Genomic DNA, 19414 nt, shown 5'->3' on the forward strand with positions numbered 1-19414 from the left:
GGTCCGGTTGAGGGGGCGTGAGCCGCATGGATGCGGCGACCGAGCTTACATGGACGTACTTGCAGCGTCCCCCTCAACCGGACCCACCCCGCCAACCCACGGAATGCAGGCTTTTGCCGTTGACGTTGACGTTGATTGCAGCGGGTGCAGGGCTGCAAGCCCTGCCGGAATCCAACACCCCTCAGCAGGCCTCAGCCACCGCAGTGCGGGGACGCCCCAGCCACGCCAGCAGCAGGCCCGATGCCGCCAGCAGGCCACCGGCCACCGGAATCGCCGCGTAACCCAAACCCGAGCTGATCACCGCGCCCCCCAGCGCGGCACCCACCGCGTTGCCGAGGTTGAACGCACCCACGTTGATCGACGACGCCAGGCCCGGCGCCTCGCTCGCCGCCTGCATCACCCGGATCTGCAGCGGCGGCACGATGGCGAAGGTCGCCGCGCCGAACAGCAGCACGCCCAGCGCCGCAGTGGCGTGGTGCATGAAGGCCAGCGGCAGCACGAACATCAGCACGGCCAGGACCGCCAGCAGGATGCGGGTCGCGCCATCAAGCGACCAGTCGGCCATGCGCCCACCGATGCCATTGCCAAACGTGAAGCCGATACCGATCAGGGCCAGCGACATCGCGATGAAGGTGTTGGAGGCGCCGGTCAGTTCGGTCAGCACCGGCGCCACGTAGGTGTACAGAGTGAACATCGCACCCGCGCCGAGCACCGTGGTGCCCATCGCCAGCAGTACCTGCGGCTGCAGGATGGCCTTCAGTTCGCGGCGCACGTCCGGGCGCGGCCCCGGTGCAGATGCCGGCAGCGCGAAGCCGAGCGCGGTGATCGCAATCAGGCCCAGCACTGCAGTACCGGCGAAGGACAGGCGCCAGCCCAGTTGCTGGCCCACCCAGGTCGCCAGCGGCACGCCGCCGATATTGGCGATGGTCAGGCCCATGAACATGGTGGCCACGGCGGCGGCCTGCTTGTCCTTCGGCACCAGGCTGGCGGCAACCACCGCACCGATGCCGAAGAAGGCACCGTGGTTGAGGCTGGTGACCAGGCGCGACAGCAACAGCAGGCCGTAGTTCGGGGCCAGTGCCGAGAGCAGGTTGCCGACCACGAAGATCGACATCAGCAGCATCAGCGCGGTGCGCTTGCCGAAGCGGCCCATCAGCAGGGTCATCACCGGTGCGCCCAGCATCACGCCCACGGCGTAAGCGGTGATCAGCATGCCGGCAGTGGGAATGCCCACACCCACGCCGTCGGCGATGACCGGCAACAGGCCCATCGGCGCAAACTCGGTGGTTCCGATGGCGAAGGCGCCGACGGCAAGCGCCAGCAAGGCGGCTCTGGAATTCATGGGGGGGTCCTGGGGGAGGGATTCGGGAGTGCGTAGCCTGCGCGCTTTGCTGTGGCGGATTAAGCCTCGCCCCGGGAAAACACTGTTGATTCTGGTTCACAAGTGAGGCACGGAAACCCGCTGCAAGTGCAAAAACCGCAGCGCCGTAGCAGAGCCGTGCCCCCCACAAACGCAGAACCCCCGGCCGGGCCGGGGGTTCTGAGGGACTTACATGCCAGAGGCGCTTACCAGTTACCAGCGCCCGGCACGTTGTGCTCGCGCGCGCGACGGCGCATCAGCAGGTTCAGCCATTCCACCAGCACCGAGAAGCCCATCGCGGCGTAGATGTAGGGCTTGGGCACGTGCACGTCCAGGCCGTCCAGGATCAGCACCGCACCGATCATCAGGATGAAGGCCAGCGCCAGCATCTTCACGGTCGGGTTGGCGTCGATGAAGCGGCCCAGCGGGTTGGCGGCCAGCAGCATCACCAACACCGACAGCAGGATGGCGGCGACCATGACCGGGATGTGGTCGGCGATGCCAACCGCGGTGATCACCGAGTCCAGCGAGAACACGATGTCGATCACCGCGATCTGCGCGATCACGTAGCCGAACACGGCCGAGGCCTTGGTGGTGCTCGGATCTTCATCCTCGCCGCCGCTGATCAGTTCCTTGATCTCCATGCAGCCCTTGATGATCAGGAACAGGCCACCGACGATCAGCACCAGGTCACGGATGGAGATGCCCATGCCGGCCACCGTGAACAGGTTGGCCGCCATGTGCGCCAGATACGCCAGCGACACCAGCAGACCGATACGGGTGATGCAGGCCACGGCGATACCGAGCTTGCGTGCGAACGGGCGACGTTCTTCCGGCAGCTTGCTGACCGCGATGGAAATGAATACCAGGTTGTCGATGCCGAGCACGATTTCCAGCGCGCTGAGCGTGAACAGGGTTACCCAGGCATTGGGGTCGGCGAGGAACTCAAAGGACATGGAATCTCTTCAAGGCAGTGGGGGAATGGGGTTTCAGCCGTAGCTGCCGGCCAGCGCGTGCGGAACCACGACCAGGGCCCAGCACAACAGCACGTTCATCATCAGCACGAACACCGCCGCCGAGCCCATGTCCTTGGCGCGGCCAGCCAACTCGTGGATTTCGCTGCCGTAACGTTCGATCACCGCCTCGATCGCCGAGTTGGCCAGTTCCATCGCCAGCACCAGCAGCATCGAACCGATCATCAGCGCACGCTCGACCGGCGTCTGCCCCAGCCAGACCGCGACCGGGGCCAGCAGGATCAGCAGGTAGACCTCCAGCCGGAACGACGATTCGTGCAGCCAGGCGGCGCGCAGGCCCTGCCAGGACCAGCGGGCGGCCTGGAAGATGCGGCGCGGGCCGCGGGGCAGATGGCCGAACTGATCAGCCACGGGTGGAACATCCAGCAACAGGGGCGCGGCGCAGCGACCGCTCAGACGCACGGCAGGGAATCATGGGTGCACAGGAATAGGCAGATGGCCGCCATTTTGCCACAAGGCCACCAGCCGCATCCCGGCACCGGCCCGGTGAATGGACCGCCAGGGGCAAGCCCCGGCCCGCCCCAGCTTCTATGATGGCGTTCCCTTCCCTGCTGGAGCGCCTGATGTCCCGTCGCCGTACCTGCCTGCTGATGCTGGGCCTGCTGACCGCCGCACCGCTGGCCCAGGCCCTGGGCCCGACCACGTCGCCCCGGGTACCCGAACAGGTCTCCAACGTGGCCTGGGCCGGCGACATGGCCCGGTTCGCCAGCGCCGACCAGGCCAACCCGCCGCCCCGCGGTGGCATCGAATTCATCGGCAGCTCCTCCATCCGCTTCTGGGAGAGCCTGGCCACCGACTTCCCCGGCCAGCCTGTATTCAACCGCGGTTTCGGCGGCTCGGAAGTGCGCGACAGCACCTGGTATGCCGGCCAGATCGTGGTGCCGTATGCGCCGTGCAAGGTGTTCTTCTACGCCGGTGACAACGACCTCAACAGCGGCCGCACCGCGACCCAGGTGCGCGACGACGTGGTCGCCTTCGTGCAGCGCGTGCATCGCGACCTGCCGAAGACCAAGGTCGAGTACCTGTCGATCAAGCCGAGCCCGTCGCGGGCGCACCTGCTGCCGGCGATCAACGAGGCCAACACGCTGATCAAGGCTGCGCTGGCCAAGCTGCCCAACACCGGCTTCACCGACATCTACACGCCGATGCTGCGCGCGGATGGCCAGCCGGATGCAACGCTGTTCCGCGAGGACATGCTGCACATGACCCCGGCCGGCTATGACATCTGGACCAAGGCGCTGGCGCCGAAGGTCAACTGCAACTGAGCAACCCCATCCACGCATGGCGTGGATGTACTGCGGATCGCGGGAAACTGTCGAAGGCGGGGCGGTGTGGGTTTGCAGGACCGTTGGCGCCATGGATGGCGCCATCGAGCCCCCATGGACGGGTTTACGGCGTGTCCTGCAAACCCACACCGCCCCGCCATTCCACGGAATGCCCGCTTTTGATGTTGATGTTGCCTCGGCGGGTGCCGGGCGCAGCCCGGCAAAATCCCTCTACCGGAAGATCACCGTTGCCTCGGTGCCCTGACCCGGCTCGCTGGCCAGGCTGACCTTCCAGCCGAAGCGATCACACAGCCTGCGTACGATCGACAGGCCCAGGCCGGTACCCTGCGGCCGGCTGGGTTCGGCGCGATAGAACGGTTCGAACGCCCGTGACAGCGCTTCGGGGGACATGCCGATGCCGGTATCGTGCACCACCACCCGATCGTTGTGCACATGCACGTCGATGCGCCCCTCGTCGGTGTAGCTGCATGCATTGCGCACCAAGTTGCTGACCACCACCTGCAGCACCCGCGGCGGCGCATGCAGCTGCACCGGGCCATCGCTGTGCAGGTGCACCGACACCGGGCGAGCCCCCAGCAGTTCGTTGGCGTTGTCCACTTCATAGCGGACGATGTCGTTGACGTCGAACAGCTCGATCTGCGGTTCGACGTCTGCCTCGCGGGCCAGGATCAGGAACGCATCGATCACCGCTTCCATGTCGCGGCCGGCCCGCTGGATGCGCTGCAGGCTGCGGCGCAGGCGCGGCTGCAGGCTTTCATCACCCAGTGCCATGTCGCTGGCAACGCGGATGACGGTCAGCGGCGTGCGCAGTTCATGGCTGGCATCGCGGGTGAAGTTGCGCTCGCGTGCCACGTGCGCGCTGACCCGGTTGGCCAGCGAGTGCAACGCGGCCGCCAGCTGCCGGGTCTCGCCCTGCATGTCCGCCGGCAGCTTGTTGGGCTCCAGGTCGGCCGCTTCCGGATGCCCCGGGTCCCAGCGCGAGACGCGCCGAGCCAGCCAGTTCACCGGCGACACCAGGCGCTTGGACGCGCGGTAGGTCACCCAGCTGGCGCCATACACCGCCAACAGGGTCAGCAGCACCGGCACGATGCCGAACCAGAACGCCAGCATCTCGGCGCGCGAGCGCAGGAACACCAGGTACAGGCGGCCAGCCGGGCGCACATCAACCAGCACCAGCTGGTCGTCCTTGGGCAGTTCGTGGAAGCCGGGCTCCAGATTGCGCAGGTTGGCCGGCAACGACAGTGCCGACTGCCCGCTTTCCAGCAGGTAGCCGCGGATGTTCTGGGTATTGGGCGGTGGCTGCACCGGGGACGCTTCGTGCAGCGTCCAGTAGTACGCCGCCTCCTCGCGCAGGGCAGCGCCCACCAGGCTGTGCTTGATCACCAGCGAGACCAGCCACGCACCCAGCAGGATGCCCAGGCTGGCCAGCACTGCCTGCAGGATGAAGGCGATACGGATCTTGCGCGGCAGGCCGTGCGGCATTGCGGAGTCCCGGTCAGAGCGCTGCGATTATAGGCAGCGCGCCACGCCGTGCGGGTGCATGGGCGATGACCGGCGGCAGTGCCGACCGGTCATGCCCTGCCCTCGTACGTGGCCACAACCCGGCCGGGCCTGCTGCTGCACCGGCGAGTATCCTGCTCAGGCCATCGGCTGGGCGATGTCGGCAATGCGGTAGCCGGCACTCTGCACGGTGTGCAGCAGCGGACGGTCGAACGGCTTGTCGATGATCTTGCGCAGGTTGTACAGGTGGCTGCGCAGGGTGTCCGAATCCGGCAGGCCATTGCCCCAGATCTCGCGCTCGATCTCCTGGCGGGTGACCACGCGCGGCGATTCGCGCATCAGGATGGTCAGCAGGCGCAGGCCGATCGGCGAAAGCTGCAGCTCGGTGCCGGCACGGGTCGCACGCATGCTGACCGGATCGAGCACCAGGTCGGCCACCTTCAGCACTTCCGAACCGACCTGGCGACGTTCGCGACGGATCAGCGCGCGCAGGCGGGCTTCCAGCTCCTGGATCGCGAACGGCTTGGTCAGGTAGTCATCGGCACCGAAACCCAGGCCGGTGAGCTTGTCGTCCAGCGTGTCGCGTGCAGTGAGCATCAGCACCGGGGTGGACTTGCGCGCATCGTTGCGCAGGCGACGGCACACTTCGATGCCATCCAGGCGCGGCAACATCAAGTCGAGCACCACGACGTCATAGCTGTTCTCCGCCGCAAGGCGGTAGCCATCCAGGCCGTCCTGTGCATAGTCGACTTCGAAGCCGCGACCTTCCAGGTATTCCCCGATCATCTCGGAGATGTTGCGGTTGTCTTCGACCACCAGCACCAAGCCGGAGGTCTCCTTCGTCTGACGCATGTGATTCCCTCTAACTTCAGCTTTGTGAAACATGCCGGATCGACGGTGGACGCGATGTGAAGTTCCGTCAAGAGGTACACAAACGGTTCAGAGCAGCGGCCTCAGCAGCGGCCAGACGTTGTCGAGCACCTTTGGCTGCGCCTGTGCGGTCGGGTGCAGGCCGTCGGCCTGCATCATGCCCGGCTGCAGGGCGACGCCCTCCAGCAGGAAGGGCAGCAGCGGCACCTTGTACTGCGTGGCCAGCGCGTTGTAGGCCGCCGCCAGGCGCTGGCGATAGGCCGGCCCGTAGTTGGGCGGCACGTCAATGCCCAGCAGCAGCACCTTCGCGCCGGCCTTCTGGCTGGCCTGCACCATCTTTCCCAGGTTGCCCTGCACCTGCGCCGGGGTCAGCCCGCGCAATGCGTCGTTGCCGCCAAGGGCGATCACTACCACGGTCGGCTTTTCCTTCGCCAGCAGGCCAGGCAGGCGGGTCAGCGCGCCGGCGGTGGTCTCGCCGCTCATGCTGGCGTTGACGATGCGCGCCGGGGTTTTCGACTGCTGCCTGACCCGCTGCTGCAGCAGGCTGACCCAGCCGGCGTCGGCAGGGATATTGTGGGCAGCACTGAGGCTGTCGCCGAGCACCAGCACGGTGCCGGCCGGACCTTTGGCACAGGCCAGCCCCGGCAGCAGCAGGAACCCTAGCAGCAGCACCATCATCGCGCCGGCTCGCCGGCTCCATCCCGTCTTGCGCATTGGAGTCTCCTCATCGACAGCCTGTCCCCCCGCAGCGCGCCCGTCGCCATCGCCGTCGACCAGGTCGGCAAGTCCGTGCAGGGCCCGGAGGGTGAAGTCCACATACTGGACAACATCACCCTGACGGTCCATGAAGGCACCAGCGTGGCCATCGTCGGCGCCTCCGGTTCCGGCAAGACCACCCTGCTTGGCCTGCTGGCCGGGCTGGACCTGCCCAGTCGCGGCCGCATCGCGCTGGCTGGCCAGGACCTGTCGGCGCTGGACGAGGAGGCCCGCGCCCAGCTGCGCGCGCGTGAGGTCGGCTTCGTGTTCCAGAGTTTCCACCTGCTGCCGGCGCTGACCGCTGCCGAGAATGTCGCGCTGCCGCTGGAACTGGCCGGGCGCGAAGACCGGGCGCGGGTCGATGAAGTGCTGGCCCAGGTCGGGCTGGCCCATCGCGCCCGCCACTATCCGCGCCAGTTGTCGGGCGGCGAGCAGCAACGCGTGGCATTGGCACGTGCGTTCGTCACCCGCCCGCGCATCCTGTTCGCCGACGAACCGACCGGCTCGCTGGACCACGCCACCGGCCAGCACATCAGCGACCTGCTGTTCGAACTCAACGCCGGCAGCGGCACCACCCTGGTGCTGGTCACCCACGACCTGCGCCTGGCCCAGCGTTGCCAGTACATCCACCGCATCGACGACGGCCGCCTGCTGCCGGTCGAGCGTGGGGCGCAGGCATGAACCTGCTGCGGCATGCGTGGCGCGCGCTGCGCCGCGAGGCGCTGGCCGGTGACCTGCTGACCGTGTTCGCCGCGCTGGTGCTGGGCGTGGCGGTGATGACCGCGGTCGGCACGCTGGTGAACCGGGTCAACCTGGCACTGACCGGCAGCGCGGCGGAAATGCTCGGCGGCGACCTCGGCATCGCCGGGCGCGATGACCCGCCGCAGGCATTCGCCGACGAGGCGCAGCGGCGTGGACTGGCCTTCACCCGCATCGCCAGCTTCGGCAGCGTGCTGTTCAACGGTGATGCCAGCCAGATGGCCAGCATCAAGGCGGTGCAGGCGGGCTATCCGCTGCGTGGCACGCTGAGGGTGCGCAGCACGCCCGGTGGCGCGCTGATCGCCAACGCCGGCATGCCCCCCAAGGGCCAGGCCTATGCCGACCCGCGCCTGCTGCAGGGGCTGGGACTGAAGGCCGGCGATGATCTCGAATTCGGCGCCGGCACGCTGCGCATCGCCGGCATCATCGAGGCCGAGCCGGATGCCGGCGGCGACCTGCTGACGCTCTCCCCCCACCCTGCTGGTCAACCGCGCCGATGTGGAGGGCACCGGCCTGCTTGGCCCCGGCAGCCGCATCAACTACCGGCTCATGTTCGCCGGCTCCGCCGACCAGGTTGCCGCGTTGCGCCAGTGGCTGCTGCCACAGGTAAAAGGCCTTCGCCTGCTGAGCGTGGACGACACCCAGCGCGGCGTGCGCCAGGCCTTTGATCTTGCCGGGCGCTTCCTCGGCCTGAGCGCGCTGCTGGCGGTATTGCTGGCCGGCGTGGCGACCGCGCTGGCGGCCAACCGTTTTGCCCTGCGCCGCATCGACCAGGTGGCGATCCTGCGCTGCCTGGGCGCGCGCCAGCGCGACATCCTGCTTGGCCTGGCGCTGCAGCTGCTGATGCTGGCGGTGCCGGCCTGCGCACTCGGCATCGGCCTGGGCATGGCCGCGCAGGAAGGCCTGGTGCAGGTGCTGGGCAGCCTGGTGCCGCAGCGCTTGCCGCTACCCGAGGCAATGCCGGCGCTGACCGGCGCCGGCATCGGCCTGTTGCTGCTGTTCGGCTTCGGCCTGCCGCCGCTGCTGCGCCTGCGCGGGGTGCCGCCGATGCGCGTGCTCAACCGCTCCTTCGCCGCCCTGCCCCCGGCCTCGCTGCTGGCCTACGTAGCAGCGCTGGCGGCCAGCCTGCTGCTGGCGGTACAGGTGACCGGTGATCTCAAGCTGGCGCTATGGGTGCTGGGCGGCCTGGCCGCGTTGGCGGTGGCGGCCGGCATGGTCGGTTTCGTGCTGCTGCAGCTGCTGCGCGGCCTGCAGCACCGTCTGCACGGCCACTGGCGGCTGGGCCTGGCGGCGCTGACGCGGCGCCGGATGCTGGCGGTGATGCAGCTGGTCGGGCTGTCGCTGTCGCTGTGCGCGCTGTTGCTGCTGGCGGTGACCGGCCCCGGCCTGCTGCAGCAGTGGCGCGAGCGCCTGCCTGCGGACACGCCAAACTACTTCCTGATCAACATCCAGCCCGAACAGCGCGACAGCGTGCTGGCCGCGCTGCGTGGACTGGGTGCCAACGACGCCAGCATCGAACCGATGGCCACCGGCCGCCTGATCGCGATCAACGGCAAGCCGCCGCTGCGCGTGGATCGCTCGCCGGACCAGAGCGGACAGCCGGCGTCAGGCGAAGCCCAGCGCGATGACGACGACAAGAACCGGCCGTTGAACTTCAGCTGGCGCAGCAGCTTCCCGCCGGCCAATACGCTGATGAACGGCACCTTCTGGACGCCCGACAGCACGGCGTCGGAGGCGTCGGTTGAGATCGGCTGGGCCAAGCGCTACGGCGTGTATCCCGGCGACCGCATCACCATTGCAGTAGGCGAGCAGCAACGCGAATTCACCGTGACCAGCGTACGCAAGGCCGACTGGAACACCTTCCGGCCGAACTTCTTCGTGCTGCTGAACCCGAACGCGGTGGGCGATACACCGCACAACCTGCTGTCGGCATTCCACCTGCCGGCCGGCAAGGCAGCCGGACTGGGCGAGCTGATACGCGCGCAGCCCAACCTGTCGCTGCTGGACGTGGACGCGGTGATCTCGCAGGTGCGCGATGTGATGGAACGGGTGGCACAGGCGGTGCAGCTGGTGATGGTGTTCAGCCTGCTGGCCGGCGTGCTGGTGCTGCTGGCCGCGCTGCAGGCCACGGCGGGCGAGCGTCGTTACGACAGCGCGGTGCTGCGCACGCTGGGCGCGACCCGGCGCCAGCTGCGCGGTGCGGTGCTGGTGGAGTTCGGCGCGCTGGGCACGCTGGCCGCGTTGCTGGCGGTGGGCGCCGCGGCTGCGATCGGCGTGGCGGTCTCGCAGAAGGTGTTCGAGCTGCCGTTGCTGCCGCCGTGGCCGGGCCTGCTGGTCGGCGGCGTGGTCGGCATCGGGCTGAGCCTGCTGGCGGGCTGGTGGGGTACGCGGGCGATCCTGCATACGCCGCCGGCATTGGCGCTGCGCGAGGCCTGAGGCGGCGCCGGACCGGGGCGCGTGCCGAGCAAGCTCGGCACCTACCAAGTGCACATGACGGCGTTGCCAGTGTTCAAGGAACAAGCACATCCACGCATGGCGTGGATCTACTGGGCCTTTTCCACGTACTTGGCGAACACTTCGTCGATCTGCGTGTCCTTCACCTTCTTGCCGGACTGGATCTCTTCGGCCTGGGTGAACAGCGGGATGATCATCGCCATGCCGTCGATCCTGGTCTTCAGGTGCACGCCCGGGGCCTGGGTCAGGAAACCGTCCCAGCGCTGGCGAACCTTGGCCCAGTAGCCGGCGGTGGCCTTCCAGTAGTTGCGCGCCGGGGTGAAGTCGACCTCGGTGGTCTTCACGTAGTCGTTGAAGCCGAACTCGCGTGCGATCTCCACCTGGCTGCCATCGGCGTTGCGCTGCACCTTGGTGTTGAACTGTTCGTGGGTCCAGCCATTGGGCGTGAGCGTGTGGCGGTTGACCACGGCCAGCGCGTTGTAGTCGCTGCGCTTGGTGTACTCACGGCGCGGCAGCGGGCGCCAGCTCAGATCGCTGGTCCAGCTCGGCACGTTGTTGGTGTAGGTCCAGGTGCCGGTGCCGCAGTAGCGCGGTGCGTCGCTCACTTCGTACACGCACTGGGTCCAGGCGCCCTGGTTCACCGCCGACGGAATATTGCGCACCTTCCAGGTCTGGTCGGCGCTGAATTCGAAACGGTTCGGTGCTTCGTACACCCAGTCCTGGCGCCAGTGCTTGGTGATGTGGCCGCTCTTTTCATCCAGCAGCAGGTGCTGCAGCACGATGCGCTTCGGCGTGTCCTCGACCACGATGACCACTTCGCTGCCGCCGCTGCGCATCGCCGGTGCACGCTCGTAGCCCGGCTTCAGCAGCACGGTCTCGTCGAAGGCGAAGTCCACGGTGTACTCACCCTGCATGGCGAGGATGCTGTCGTGGTCGCGGGCGATATCGGAGGGCTGCGCGCTGGCCACGCCGCTGGCGGCGAGCAGCAGCATGGCGCTGGCTGTCTGGAGCTTCATCGGGGTCTTCCTTCGGGGTTGCAGATTCATTGAGGGGCCATCCGTGGCCAACGGGCGTTCCATCAGGAGAGGGTCACAGGCGGATCAGCGGTAGGTCGCCGGGAATCTGGGGAGCCGGACGCCGGGCGGCGTCGGCACAGCAGCAGTCGTCGATCGCCAGCTCGCCTTCAGCACCTTCCAGGCGTGCGATGCGGCGCGCGGTGGCCGCGCCCAGCGAGGACAGGGTCGACAGACTGGCGGCCAGCGTGCGTCCGTCGTCGGCGGCATGCAGGCGCAGCGCGCACAGGCGCCAGCGCTGGCCGCCAAGATGGCCGGCCAGGCGCCGCCACAGGCGTTCGCCAACGCTCGCCTCGCTGTCGTGTTCCGGTCCCGGCGGCAGCGCCGCGACCAGACGGTCCCAGGCCAGGAAATCGCTGTCGGGCAGCAGGTACAGGCGCCACACGCAGCGGCCACGGCCATCAAGGAAGCACAAACTTTCGCGCAGGCCCTCGCTGTCCACGCCCTGGCAGGCGTGTACGCGTACGGCCTGGCGCCAGCCGCCCAGCTCGTTGCCGTCGGCGTGGTACAGGCACAACACGGTGCCGAGCGTGGCCAGCTGTGCCGGGGTCGGCCAGGCCGCGCTGTTCGGCGCGGCGATGGAGTCATTCCTGCGTGCGGACAGTGCTCGGCTCATGAGGTCACCAGGAAACGGCAAGGCTGGCGGAGAAGGTGCGGCCCGGGCTGCTGAAACGATCGCTCAGTGCGCGATCGGTGATCAGGCTCGGGGTGATCGACGACCATTCGATGTAGCGCTTGTCGGCCAGGTTGAACACGCCGACATTGAAGGTGGCACCCGGCGCGAAGTTCCAGTGCGCCATCAGGTCCAGCACGCCGTAGCCGGCCGGCTGGTAGACGAACGGCGCCGGTGCGTTCGGATTGGTCTGCGCCGCAGGCGGCGGCAGGCGCTTCTTGCGCTGCACGAAGGTACCGGCCAGTTCGACGCCCCAGGTATCGGTGTCGTACATCAGGCCCAGCGTGCCACGCAGCGGATCGACCGAGGCCAGCGGTTCGTCATCGGTCCGGTTGTCACCACGCGACCATGCCAACGCACTGCGCAGCGCCCAGCCCTTCAGTGCCGGGCTCAGTTCGCCGAACTCGATGCCGGCCTTCATTTCCGCGCCATAGATGCGCGCGTCGGCGATGTTCTGCGACTGGAACACGGTCAAACCCTGTGCGTTGCGACCGGTATCGACGTTGGACTGGATGAAATCCTTGTAGTCGTTGTAGTAGCCGCTGACGCTGACGTACGCCGCCGGCGCGATGAAGCGCAGGCCCAGTTCGTAGCCGTCGCTGGTTTCCGGCTTCAGATCCGGGTTGGCGATGGCGGTATAGCGGAAGGCGACGTTGGTCAGGCCGATGTTGACGTCGTTGTACGGCGGCGAACGGAAGCCACGCGCATAACCGGCGAACAGCGACCATTCGTCGGTGAAGCGCCAGACCATGCCCAGCTTCGGCGACACGCTGGTCTTCTTCAGCTGCGCCACGGCCGTGGTCGGGTTGTCTTCGGCGAAGATGCTGTCCACTTCCGGCTTCAGCTCGTAGCGGTCCACGCGCACGCCCGGCACCAGCGACAGCCGGCCATCGGCAAAGCGCATCTCATCCTGTGCATACAGGCCCAGCTCGGTGGTCTTGCTGATCGGGAAGTCACGCACCGGGAAGGTGTCCGGCAGCACCGTGTTGCTGACCACGCCAGCCTTGCTGACCTGATAGCCGTCGCGCTTCTGGTGGATCTCGGTACGGGTGCCTTCGAAACCATAGGTCAGTGCGTGCTCGACGCTGCCGGTGGTGAACGCCTTGTTGAACTGCGCCTGCAGGCCATAGGCATGCTGGTCGAAGGAGAACACGCGGTGGCGGCGGGTGCCGTCGGTGCGGGTCTCGTCGGTCTGCTGCCGGGTTTCGCTGTTCTGCGCGTACACCTGCCAATGCAGGCTGTCGGCGAACGGCTGGTCCAGCGCATCCATCTCGTGGGCGAAGGACACGCGGTTGCGCTTCTGGGTGTCGTGGGACTTCATGCCAGTGGCCGCAGCCATCGCGCCGGGGCGCGGTGCAACGCTGGCAATCGCCGACAACACATTGGTATCGGTGGTGTCTTCGTTGCCTTCCACGGTCAGGCGGAAGCGCTGGTCTTCGCTGGGTGCATAGACCAGTTTGCTGAGCAGGCTGCGGCCGTCGCGATCCTGCGGATTGGACGCGGTGCGGGTGTCGTTGTCGCTGCGCACCGTGCCCTTGTTGTCCGTTTCCTGGCCCTGGTGGTGGTTGACGTTGACCAGGCCGCTCCAGTGGTCGCCACCAAAGGCGGCCGTGGCACCGCCGAGCAGGCCCTTCCACTCGCCGTCGTAGCCGAACTTCAGGCCGAAGTAGCTGTTCTTGCCGTCCTTGAGGTAGTCGGCCGGGTCCTTGGTCACGAACGCGACCACGCCACCGAGTGCATCGGAGCCGTACAGCGAGCTGGCCGGGCCACGCACGATCTCGACGCGCTTGAGCGTATCGAGGTCGGTGAAGTTGCGGTTGGAACTGGCGAACGAACCGATGTCGAACCGGGTCGGCATGACGATGCCGTCGGTCTGGATGCGCACGCGGTTGCCGTCCAGGCCACGGATGCGGAAACCATCCAGGCCGAAGCGGGTCGCGCTGCGGGTGACCGACAGGCCCGGCTCGTAGCGCACCAGATCCTTGATGTCCTGCACCAGGTGCCGGTCCATCTGCTCACGGTCGATGACATCCACCGTGGCCGCCACGTCGCTCACCGCCCGCTCGGTGCGGGTGGCGGTGACCTGCACCCGATCGAATTCGCGCGCATCGGGGGCAGCAGTGGCAGCAGCGTGGGCGGACAGCGGCAGCGCCATCCAGACAGCAAGGCAAAGGGCGGTATGGCGGGTCATCGGGTTCGTTCGGTCAGGCAGGGGAACCCCCGGTTACCGGCACACCCGGAAGGTGCACGCGGTAGACCGAGGGGGAGAGAGCGGGAGCGGACGGGTCGCCCACCCTGTCGGCGCTGCCGGCAGGAGGGAGGGAGGCGGGCGACCAGACCGCGATTACTTGGTCAGGATCAGCTTGTCGTTGCTGGTGTGCCGCAGGCGATAGAAGCGGTCGCCGTGCTGGATCAGGATTTCACGACGGCCCTTGAGCAGGGCTTCGCTGTCGATGACCTCTTCCGGCGGAACGACGCGGACCGGTCGATCGCGGAGGGTCAGCGTTTCGGGGCGCAGCAGTACAGGTTGAGCATTCATGAGCATCTGGACTCGTGCGAGGGACGAGTTAAATGATAATGATTCTCAGTTGACAATCAACAACCATTCTCAATTTCATTGATGGGATTAATGATCGAATTCCGTAATTCGATAGATCGCATCAATTAAATGGCGACGCAGGTGTGTAGAGTCGACTGTTGGTCGACTGCTGTTGCTCGAAGCAGTCGGTTATTCGAAGCAGTCGACTAACAGGCGACTCTACCGTTCCCGTTCCCGTTCCCGTTCCAGTTCCAGTTCCAGTTCCCGTCCTGTTCCCTCGGCCGAACCGGCCCGACCGAGGCCCCCGAGGCCCGGCCGGCCCCGGGGTTCAGGCGAAGACGGCTTCGACCTGCGCCCAGCCGGCCGCGTCGACCTGCTCCAGCACGTCCAGTGCCTGCAGGTTCTGCAGCAGCTGGCTGACCCGGCTGGCGCCGAGGATCACGCTGGAAACGTTCGGGTTGCGCAGGCACCAGGCGATGGCCAGCGTGGCCGGGGCGTGGCCCAGCGCGCGTGCCACCTCGCTGAAGCGCCGCACCTGGCCCAGGCGGGCCCCGGCGTCGGCCCCCAGCACCAGGTCCTGCAACCACTCCATGCCTTCCCGCCCCAGCCGTGCATCGGCCGGAATGCCCTGGTCGTACTTGCCGGTGAGCAGGCCCGACGCCAGCGGCGAGAAGATGGTGGTACCCAGGCCGGCACCGGCATACAGCGGCGCGTACTCGACCTCGACCCGCTCGCGGTGCAGCAGGTTGTACTGCGGCTGCTCCATCGACGGGCCCTGCAGGTTGCGCGCCTCGGCGATGTCCAGCGCCTGCTGGATCTGCACCGCCGACCACTCCGAGGTGCCCCAGTAGAGGATCTTGCCCTGCCGCACCAGGGTGTCCATCGCATGCACGGTCTCGGCGATCGGCGCGTCCGGATCCGGGCGGTGGCAGTAGTAAAGGTCCAGGTAGTCCACCCGCAGGCGCTTGAGTGCAGCGTGGCAGGCGTCGGTCACGTGCTTGCGCGACAGCCCGCGCTGGGTCGGCCGCGGGTCCTTGGCGCTGCCGAAAAACACCTTGCTGGACACGCAGAAACCGTCGCGCGGCAGGCGCAGGTCGGCGATCACGTCACCCATGACCTGTTCGGCACGGCCGTTGGCATAGCCCTCGGCGTTGTCGAAGAAGTTGACACCATGATCCCAGGCGGCGGCCACCAGGTTGCGCGCCTCATCACGCGGGATCTGGTCACCGAAGGTCACCCAGGCGCCGAAGGAAAGGGCGGAAATCGGCAGGCCGGTGGAGCCCAGGCGACGGTATTGCATGCGAATCTCCTGCTGCGGGCCCGCATCCGGGCCGGGATCGACCCCCATTCTACCTGCCGCCGCCAGCCGCAAGCCCTTGCCGTTGCTGGCCTGATCGGTACCGTTGGCCGCGCGCACGCTGCTTTTTCTTGCCCCGGCCCCTGCCCTGCACTAGGCTTCCCGTTTTTCGCGACGCCCCAGGGGAGTCACTCACATGGTCGAAGGTTTGGGCAGGATCGGCTTCGGCCTGTTCGGGTTGGCGGTGCTGATCGGCATCACCTGGTTGTTTTCCAATAACAAGCGCGCGGTTGACTGGAAGCTGGTTGCCACCGGTATCACCCTGCAGATCGCCTTCGCGGCGCTGGTGATCCTGGTGCCGGGCGGGCGCGACGTGTTCGACGCGCTGGGCCACGGCTTCGTCAAGGTGCTGAGCTTCGTCAACGAGGGTTCCGGTTTCATCTTCGGCTCGTTGATGGACACCAAGAATTACGGCTTCATCTTCGCCTTCCAGGTGCTGCCGACCATCATCTTCTTCTCGGCGCTGATGGGGGTGATGTACCACCTGAACATCATGCAGGCGATCGTGCGCGTGATGGCGTGGGCGATCACCAAGGTCATGCGTGTGTCCGGTGCGGAAACCACCAGCGTCTGCGCCAGCGTCTTCATCGGCCAGACCGAGGCGCCGCTGACCGTGCGCCCGTACATCGCCAGGATGACCCAGTCCGAGCTGCTGACCATGATGATCGGCGGCATGGCACACATCGCCGGCGGCGTGCTGGCGGCCTACGTGGGCATGCTTGGCGGCGGCGACCCAGCGCAGCAGGCCTTCTACGCCAAGCATCTGCTGGCGGCCAGCATCATGGCCGCGCCGGCCACCTTGGTCGTGGCCAAGCTGCTGATCCCGGAAACCGGCACCCCGCTCACCCGCGGCACGGTGAAGATGGAAGTCGAAAAGACCTCCAGCAACATCATCGACGCGGCTGCGGCCGGCGCCGGCGACGGCCTGAAGCTGGCGCTGAACATCGGCGCGATGCTGCTGGCCTTCATCGCCCTGATCGCGCTGCTGAACGCCCCGCTGACCTGGATCGGTGAAGTGACCGGCCTGGCTGCGCAGATCGGCAAGCCGACCAACCTGTCGACCATCTTCGGCTACCTGCTGGCCCCGATCGCCTGGGTGATCGGTACGCCGTGGGCCGATGCCACCACCGTCGGTTCGCTGATCGGCCAGAAGGTCGTGATCAACGAGTTCGTGGCCTACACCGAGCTGTCGCAGATCGTGAACGGCCAGGTGGCTGGCGTCAGCCTGTCCAGCGAAGGTCGCCTGATCGCGACCTACGCGCTGTGCGGCTTCGCCAACTTCAGCTCGATCGCGATCCAGATCGGCGGCATCGGTGGCCTGGCCCCGGAACGTCGCCACGACCTGGCCAAGTTCGGCCTGCGCGCGGTGCTGGGCGGTACCATTGCCACCTTCATGACGGCGACCATCGCCGGCGTGCTGACGCACTTCAGTTGAACCCTTGGTTGAGAAAAGATTCCCTATGAGCAGCAGTGTCGTTGTCGTCGGTTCCTTCAATGTCGATCACGTGTGGCGGTGCGAGTCGCTGCCGGCACCGGGCGCGACCATTGCCGGCCGCTACAGCACCGGCCCCGGTGGCAAGGGCTTCAACCAGGCCGTGGCGGCCTGCCGCGCCGGTGCCGAGACGCACTTCGTGTGCGCGCTGGGCGACGACGCCGGTGGCGCCACCGCGCGCGAACTGGCGGCGCAGGATGGTTTCGGCCTCATCGCCGAAGCCAGCAGCGAACCGACCGGCACCGCCGGCATCTACGTCGATGCCCGTGGCCGCAACACCATCGTGATCGGCCCGGGTGCCAACGCTGCGCTGGGCACCGACTTCCTGCAACAGCAGCAGGCCCTGCTGACCGGCGCCAGGGTGGTGCTGGTGCAGCTGGAATCGCCGGTGCAGACCATCGAAGCGGCACTGGCCACGGCCCGCGAGGCCGGCGTCACCACCGTGCTCAACACCGCACCGGCCGATGCCCCCTCGACCATCGGCCTGCTCAAGCTGGCCGATGTGATCACCCCGAACGAAACCGAGTTCGCTGCCCTGCTCGGCCGCCATGTCGGTGAGCGCGTGGATGCCAACGACGTCGCCGCGCTGGATGGAGCCAGCCTGCACGCGCTGTGCCGCAAGCTGGTCGGCAACGGCACCGTGGTGGTCACCCTGGGCTCGGTGGGCGTGTTCGTGTCGCATGCCGACGAGAACCTGCGCGGCGATACCCAGCCGTACTACCGCGTGGGTGCCGAACAGGTGCAGGCGATCGACACCACCGGTGCCGGTGACGCCTTCAACGGTGCGCTGGCCGCGTCGCTGGCGCAGGTGGCCGACGCCCCGTTCGCCCGCCACGTGCGCTTCGCCAACCAGTTCGCCGGTCGCTCGACCGAGAAGGAAGGCGCTGCAGCGGCGATGCCGCGCTTCACCCCGGCCGACGCCGAAGCAAAGTAGATCCACGCCATGCGTGGATGAAGAAGCCCGGGTGTGCAGACACCCGGGCTTTTCTGTTTGCCTTTCAATGAGGCAGATCCACGCCATGCGTGGATGAACGGGACCGGGCAAGCCACCGCAGCAGCAGGCCCGCGACGATTGCCAGCAGCGCCACGGCAGCGGCCACCACGCCCAGCGAGGCAAGCCCGAAGCGTTCGATGGCGCCACCTCCCAGCAGCGCGCCCAGGCCGATGCCGGCGTTGGCCGCGGACACATTCAAGGTTCCCGCCAGCGCCTGCGCCTGCGGCGCCGCACGCATCACCCGCACCTGGCACAGCGGGAACAATGCGGTATGCGCCACACCCCACAGGGCCAGTGCGATCAGCACGAGCGTGCCGTGGCCGGCCAGCCCGACACTGGCCAGCATGCCCAGCGCCAGCACCGCGCAGAACACCAGGGTCGCGCCCAGCGGCGCACGATCGACCCAGCGCCCACCCAGTGCATTGCCGATCAACCCGACAGCTCCGAAGCCCATCAGCCACCAGCCCACCTGTGCCGCCGGTACCTGCATCAGCCGCTCCAGCACATCGGCCAGGTAGGTATAGGCAGCAAACATCGCGGTAAACACCAGCACCGACAGCAGCACATCGCCCAGCAACTGCGGCTGGCGCAGTACTCGTGCCTGTTCGCCCAGCGCGCGCCGCGGTCCGGCCACGGTGTCCGGCATCCACAACGCCAGCGCGCTGGCCATCAACAGCGACAGGGCCGCCAACAGCCAGAAGCTGCCGCGCCAATCGAGGGCGTCGGCAGCCAACGTACCCAGCGGGATACCGAACAGCATTGCGGCGGTGATACCCAGGTAGACCCGCGCGACCGCACGACCTCCCTGCCCTGCAGGGGCCAGCTGCGCAGCAGTCTCACTGGCGGTGCCCCAGAACACCGGCAGGGCCAGTGCCGGCAGCACCCGCGCCAGCGCCAGCAGCCACGGCTGCGTGGCCATCGCGGCCAGCGCGTTGGAACCCGCGAACAACAGCAGGATGGCCACGAACAGGCGGCGCCGGCCGACGTGTGACAGCAGCGCGGTCAACGGTGGCCCGGCCAGCATCACGGTGAACGCGAACAAGGTAACCAGCTGCCCGGCGCGGGCGATGCCCAGGCCAAGGTCGCGCGCCAGCGCCGGCAACAGGCCGACGATCAGGAACTCGGTGGTGACGATGACGAAGGCGGACACCGCCAGCAGGACAACCGAAAGGCGTGCGCGGCCGTTTGCGTGGACAACGGCCGCGGCGGAATCGAGGGAGGACATGGGCGGGCATCAGAACAGGGGCCGCCAGCCTATTTCCTCCCC

General features: G+C 67.5%; 16 protein-coding genes and 1 pseudogene. 5 read left to right on the plus strand and 12 right to left on the minus strand.

Going from position 1 to position 19414, the window contains the following annotated elements:
- Positions 1 to 181 precede the first annotated feature (181 nt).
- The 3 genes from O0K41_RS15285 to O0K41_RS15295 all read right to left on the minus strand — a co-directional run bounded on the left by O0K41_RS15285 (position 182) and on the right by O0K41_RS15295 (position 2745).
- The gene (locus O0K41_RS15285) at positions 182 to 1342 is read right to left on the minus strand and encodes an MFS transporter (protein ID WP_012479186.1); all 1161 of its coding nucleotides are present in this window, start codon (positions 1340 to 1342) and stop codon (positions 182 to 184) included.
- A 224-nt stretch (positions 1343 to 1566) separates the two neighbouring features.
- A complete protein-coding gene (locus O0K41_RS15290; protein WP_005408127.1) occupies positions 1567 to 2316 on the minus strand; it encodes a TerC family protein in 750 nt (249 codons plus the stop codon).
- Positions 2317 to 2349: 33 nt separating this feature from the next.
- The gene (locus O0K41_RS15295; protein ID WP_005408126.1) at positions 2350 to 2745 is read right to left on the minus strand and encodes a diacylglycerol kinase; all 396 of its coding nucleotides are present in this window, start codon (positions 2743 to 2745) and stop codon (positions 2350 to 2352) included.
- A gap of 212 nt (positions 2746 to 2957) precedes the next feature.
- On the opposite strand from O0K41_RS15295, the gene O0K41_RS15300 reads away from it, so the two are divergent.
- Entirely contained in the window at positions 2958 to 3659 is a 702-nt protein-coding gene (locus O0K41_RS15300; protein ID WP_049450179.1) for an SGNH/GDSL hydrolase family protein, read from the plus strand.
- Positions 3660 to 3890: 231 nt separating this feature from the next.
- Here the strand turns inward: O0K41_RS15300 and O0K41_RS15305 are convergent, their stop codons facing one another.
- The 3 genes from O0K41_RS15305 to O0K41_RS15315 form a co-directional block, all read right to left on the minus strand.
- Positions 3891 to 5162, minus strand: a complete 1272-nt coding sequence (locus tag O0K41_RS15305; RefSeq protein ID WP_005412286.1) for a HAMP domain-containing sensor histidine kinase — start codon at positions 5160 to 5162, stop codon at positions 3891 to 3893.
- A gap of 156 nt (positions 5163 to 5318) precedes the next feature.
- Complete coding sequence (locus O0K41_RS15310) at positions 5319 to 6032, minus strand: response regulator transcription factor (protein WP_002811889.1); 714 nt, start codon at positions 6030 to 6032, stop codon at positions 5319 to 5321.
- A gap of 87 nt (positions 6033 to 6119) precedes the next feature.
- Entirely contained in the window at positions 6120 to 6764 is a 645-nt protein-coding gene (locus O0K41_RS15315) for an arylesterase (RefSeq protein WP_049451433.1), read from the minus strand.
- Between the two features lie 75 nt (positions 6765 to 6839).
- Between O0K41_RS15315 and O0K41_RS15320 the strand changes: the two genes are divergently transcribed.
- Both O0K41_RS15320 and O0K41_RS15325 read left to right on the plus strand, forming a co-directional pair.
- Entirely contained in the window at positions 6840 to 7487 is a 648-nt protein-coding gene (locus tag O0K41_RS15320) for an ATP-binding cassette domain-containing protein (protein ID WP_005408121.1), read from the plus strand.
- Positions 7484 to 10001 (plus strand): annotated as a pseudogene (locus O0K41_RS15325) (FtsX-like permease family protein). Before O0K41_RS15320 ends, O0K41_RS15325 begins: the two are co-directional and overlap by 4 nt.
- A gap of 107 nt (positions 10002 to 10108) precedes the next feature.
- On the opposite strand, the gene O0K41_RS15330 reads toward O0K41_RS15325, so the two are convergent.
- The 5 genes from O0K41_RS15330 to O0K41_RS15350 form a co-directional block, all read right to left on the minus strand.
- The gene (locus O0K41_RS15330) at positions 10109 to 11035 is read right to left on the minus strand and encodes a DUF6607 family protein (protein WP_049451431.1); all 927 of its coding nucleotides are present in this window, start codon (positions 11033 to 11035) and stop codon (positions 10109 to 10111) included.
- Positions 11036 to 11108: 73 nt separating this feature from the next.
- A complete protein-coding gene (locus O0K41_RS15335) occupies positions 11109 to 11708 on the minus strand; it encodes a hypothetical protein (protein WP_005408118.1) in 600 nt (199 codons plus the stop codon).
- A gap of 4 nt (positions 11709 to 11712) precedes the next feature.
- Positions 11713 to 13920, minus strand: coding sequence for a TonB-dependent hemoglobin/transferrin/lactoferrin family receptor (locus O0K41_RS15340; RefSeq protein ID WP_088436042.1), 2208 nt, complete (start codon positions 13918 to 13920; stop codon positions 11713 to 11715).
- A 189-nt stretch (positions 13921 to 14109) separates the two neighbouring features.
- Positions 14110 to 14304: a hemin uptake protein HemP gene (locus O0K41_RS15345; protein WP_005412278.1), complete on the minus strand. Its 195-nt coding sequence runs from the start codon at positions 14302 to 14304 to the stop codon at positions 14110 to 14112.
- Positions 14305 to 14632: 328 nt separating this feature from the next.
- Positions 14633 to 15604 (minus strand): aldo/keto reductase, encoded by a 972-nt coding sequence (locus O0K41_RS15350; RefSeq protein ID WP_024957304.1) that lies wholly within the window; start codon positions 15602 to 15604, stop codon positions 14633 to 14635.
- Between the two features lie 193 nt (positions 15605 to 15797).
- On the opposite strand from O0K41_RS15350, the gene O0K41_RS15355 reads away from it, so the two are divergent.
- Both O0K41_RS15355 and O0K41_RS15360 read left to right on the plus strand, forming a co-directional pair.
- Positions 15798 to 17096, plus strand: coding sequence for a nucleoside transporter C-terminal domain-containing protein (locus O0K41_RS15355; RefSeq protein ID WP_005408115.1), 1299 nt, complete (start codon positions 15798 to 15800; stop codon positions 17094 to 17096).
- Positions 17097 to 17121: 25 nt separating this feature from the next.
- Complete coding sequence (locus O0K41_RS15360; RefSeq protein ID WP_088436043.1) at positions 17122 to 18087, plus strand: ribokinase; 966 nt, start codon at positions 17122 to 17124, stop codon at positions 18085 to 18087.
- Positions 18088 to 18151: 64 nt separating this feature from the next.
- On the opposite strand, the gene O0K41_RS15365 is transcribed toward O0K41_RS15360, so the two are convergent.
- Entirely contained in the window at positions 18152 to 19372 is a 1221-nt protein-coding gene (locus O0K41_RS15365) for an MFS transporter (RefSeq protein ID WP_164222618.1), read from the minus strand.
- Positions 19373 to 19414: the final 42 nt, after the last annotated feature.

The sequence above is a fragment of the Stenotrophomonas sp. Sm2128 genome (assembly GCF_030985535.1).
Lineage (GTDB): Bacteria > Pseudomonadota > Gammaproteobacteria > Xanthomonadales > Xanthomonadaceae > Stenotrophomonas > Stenotrophomonas maltophilia.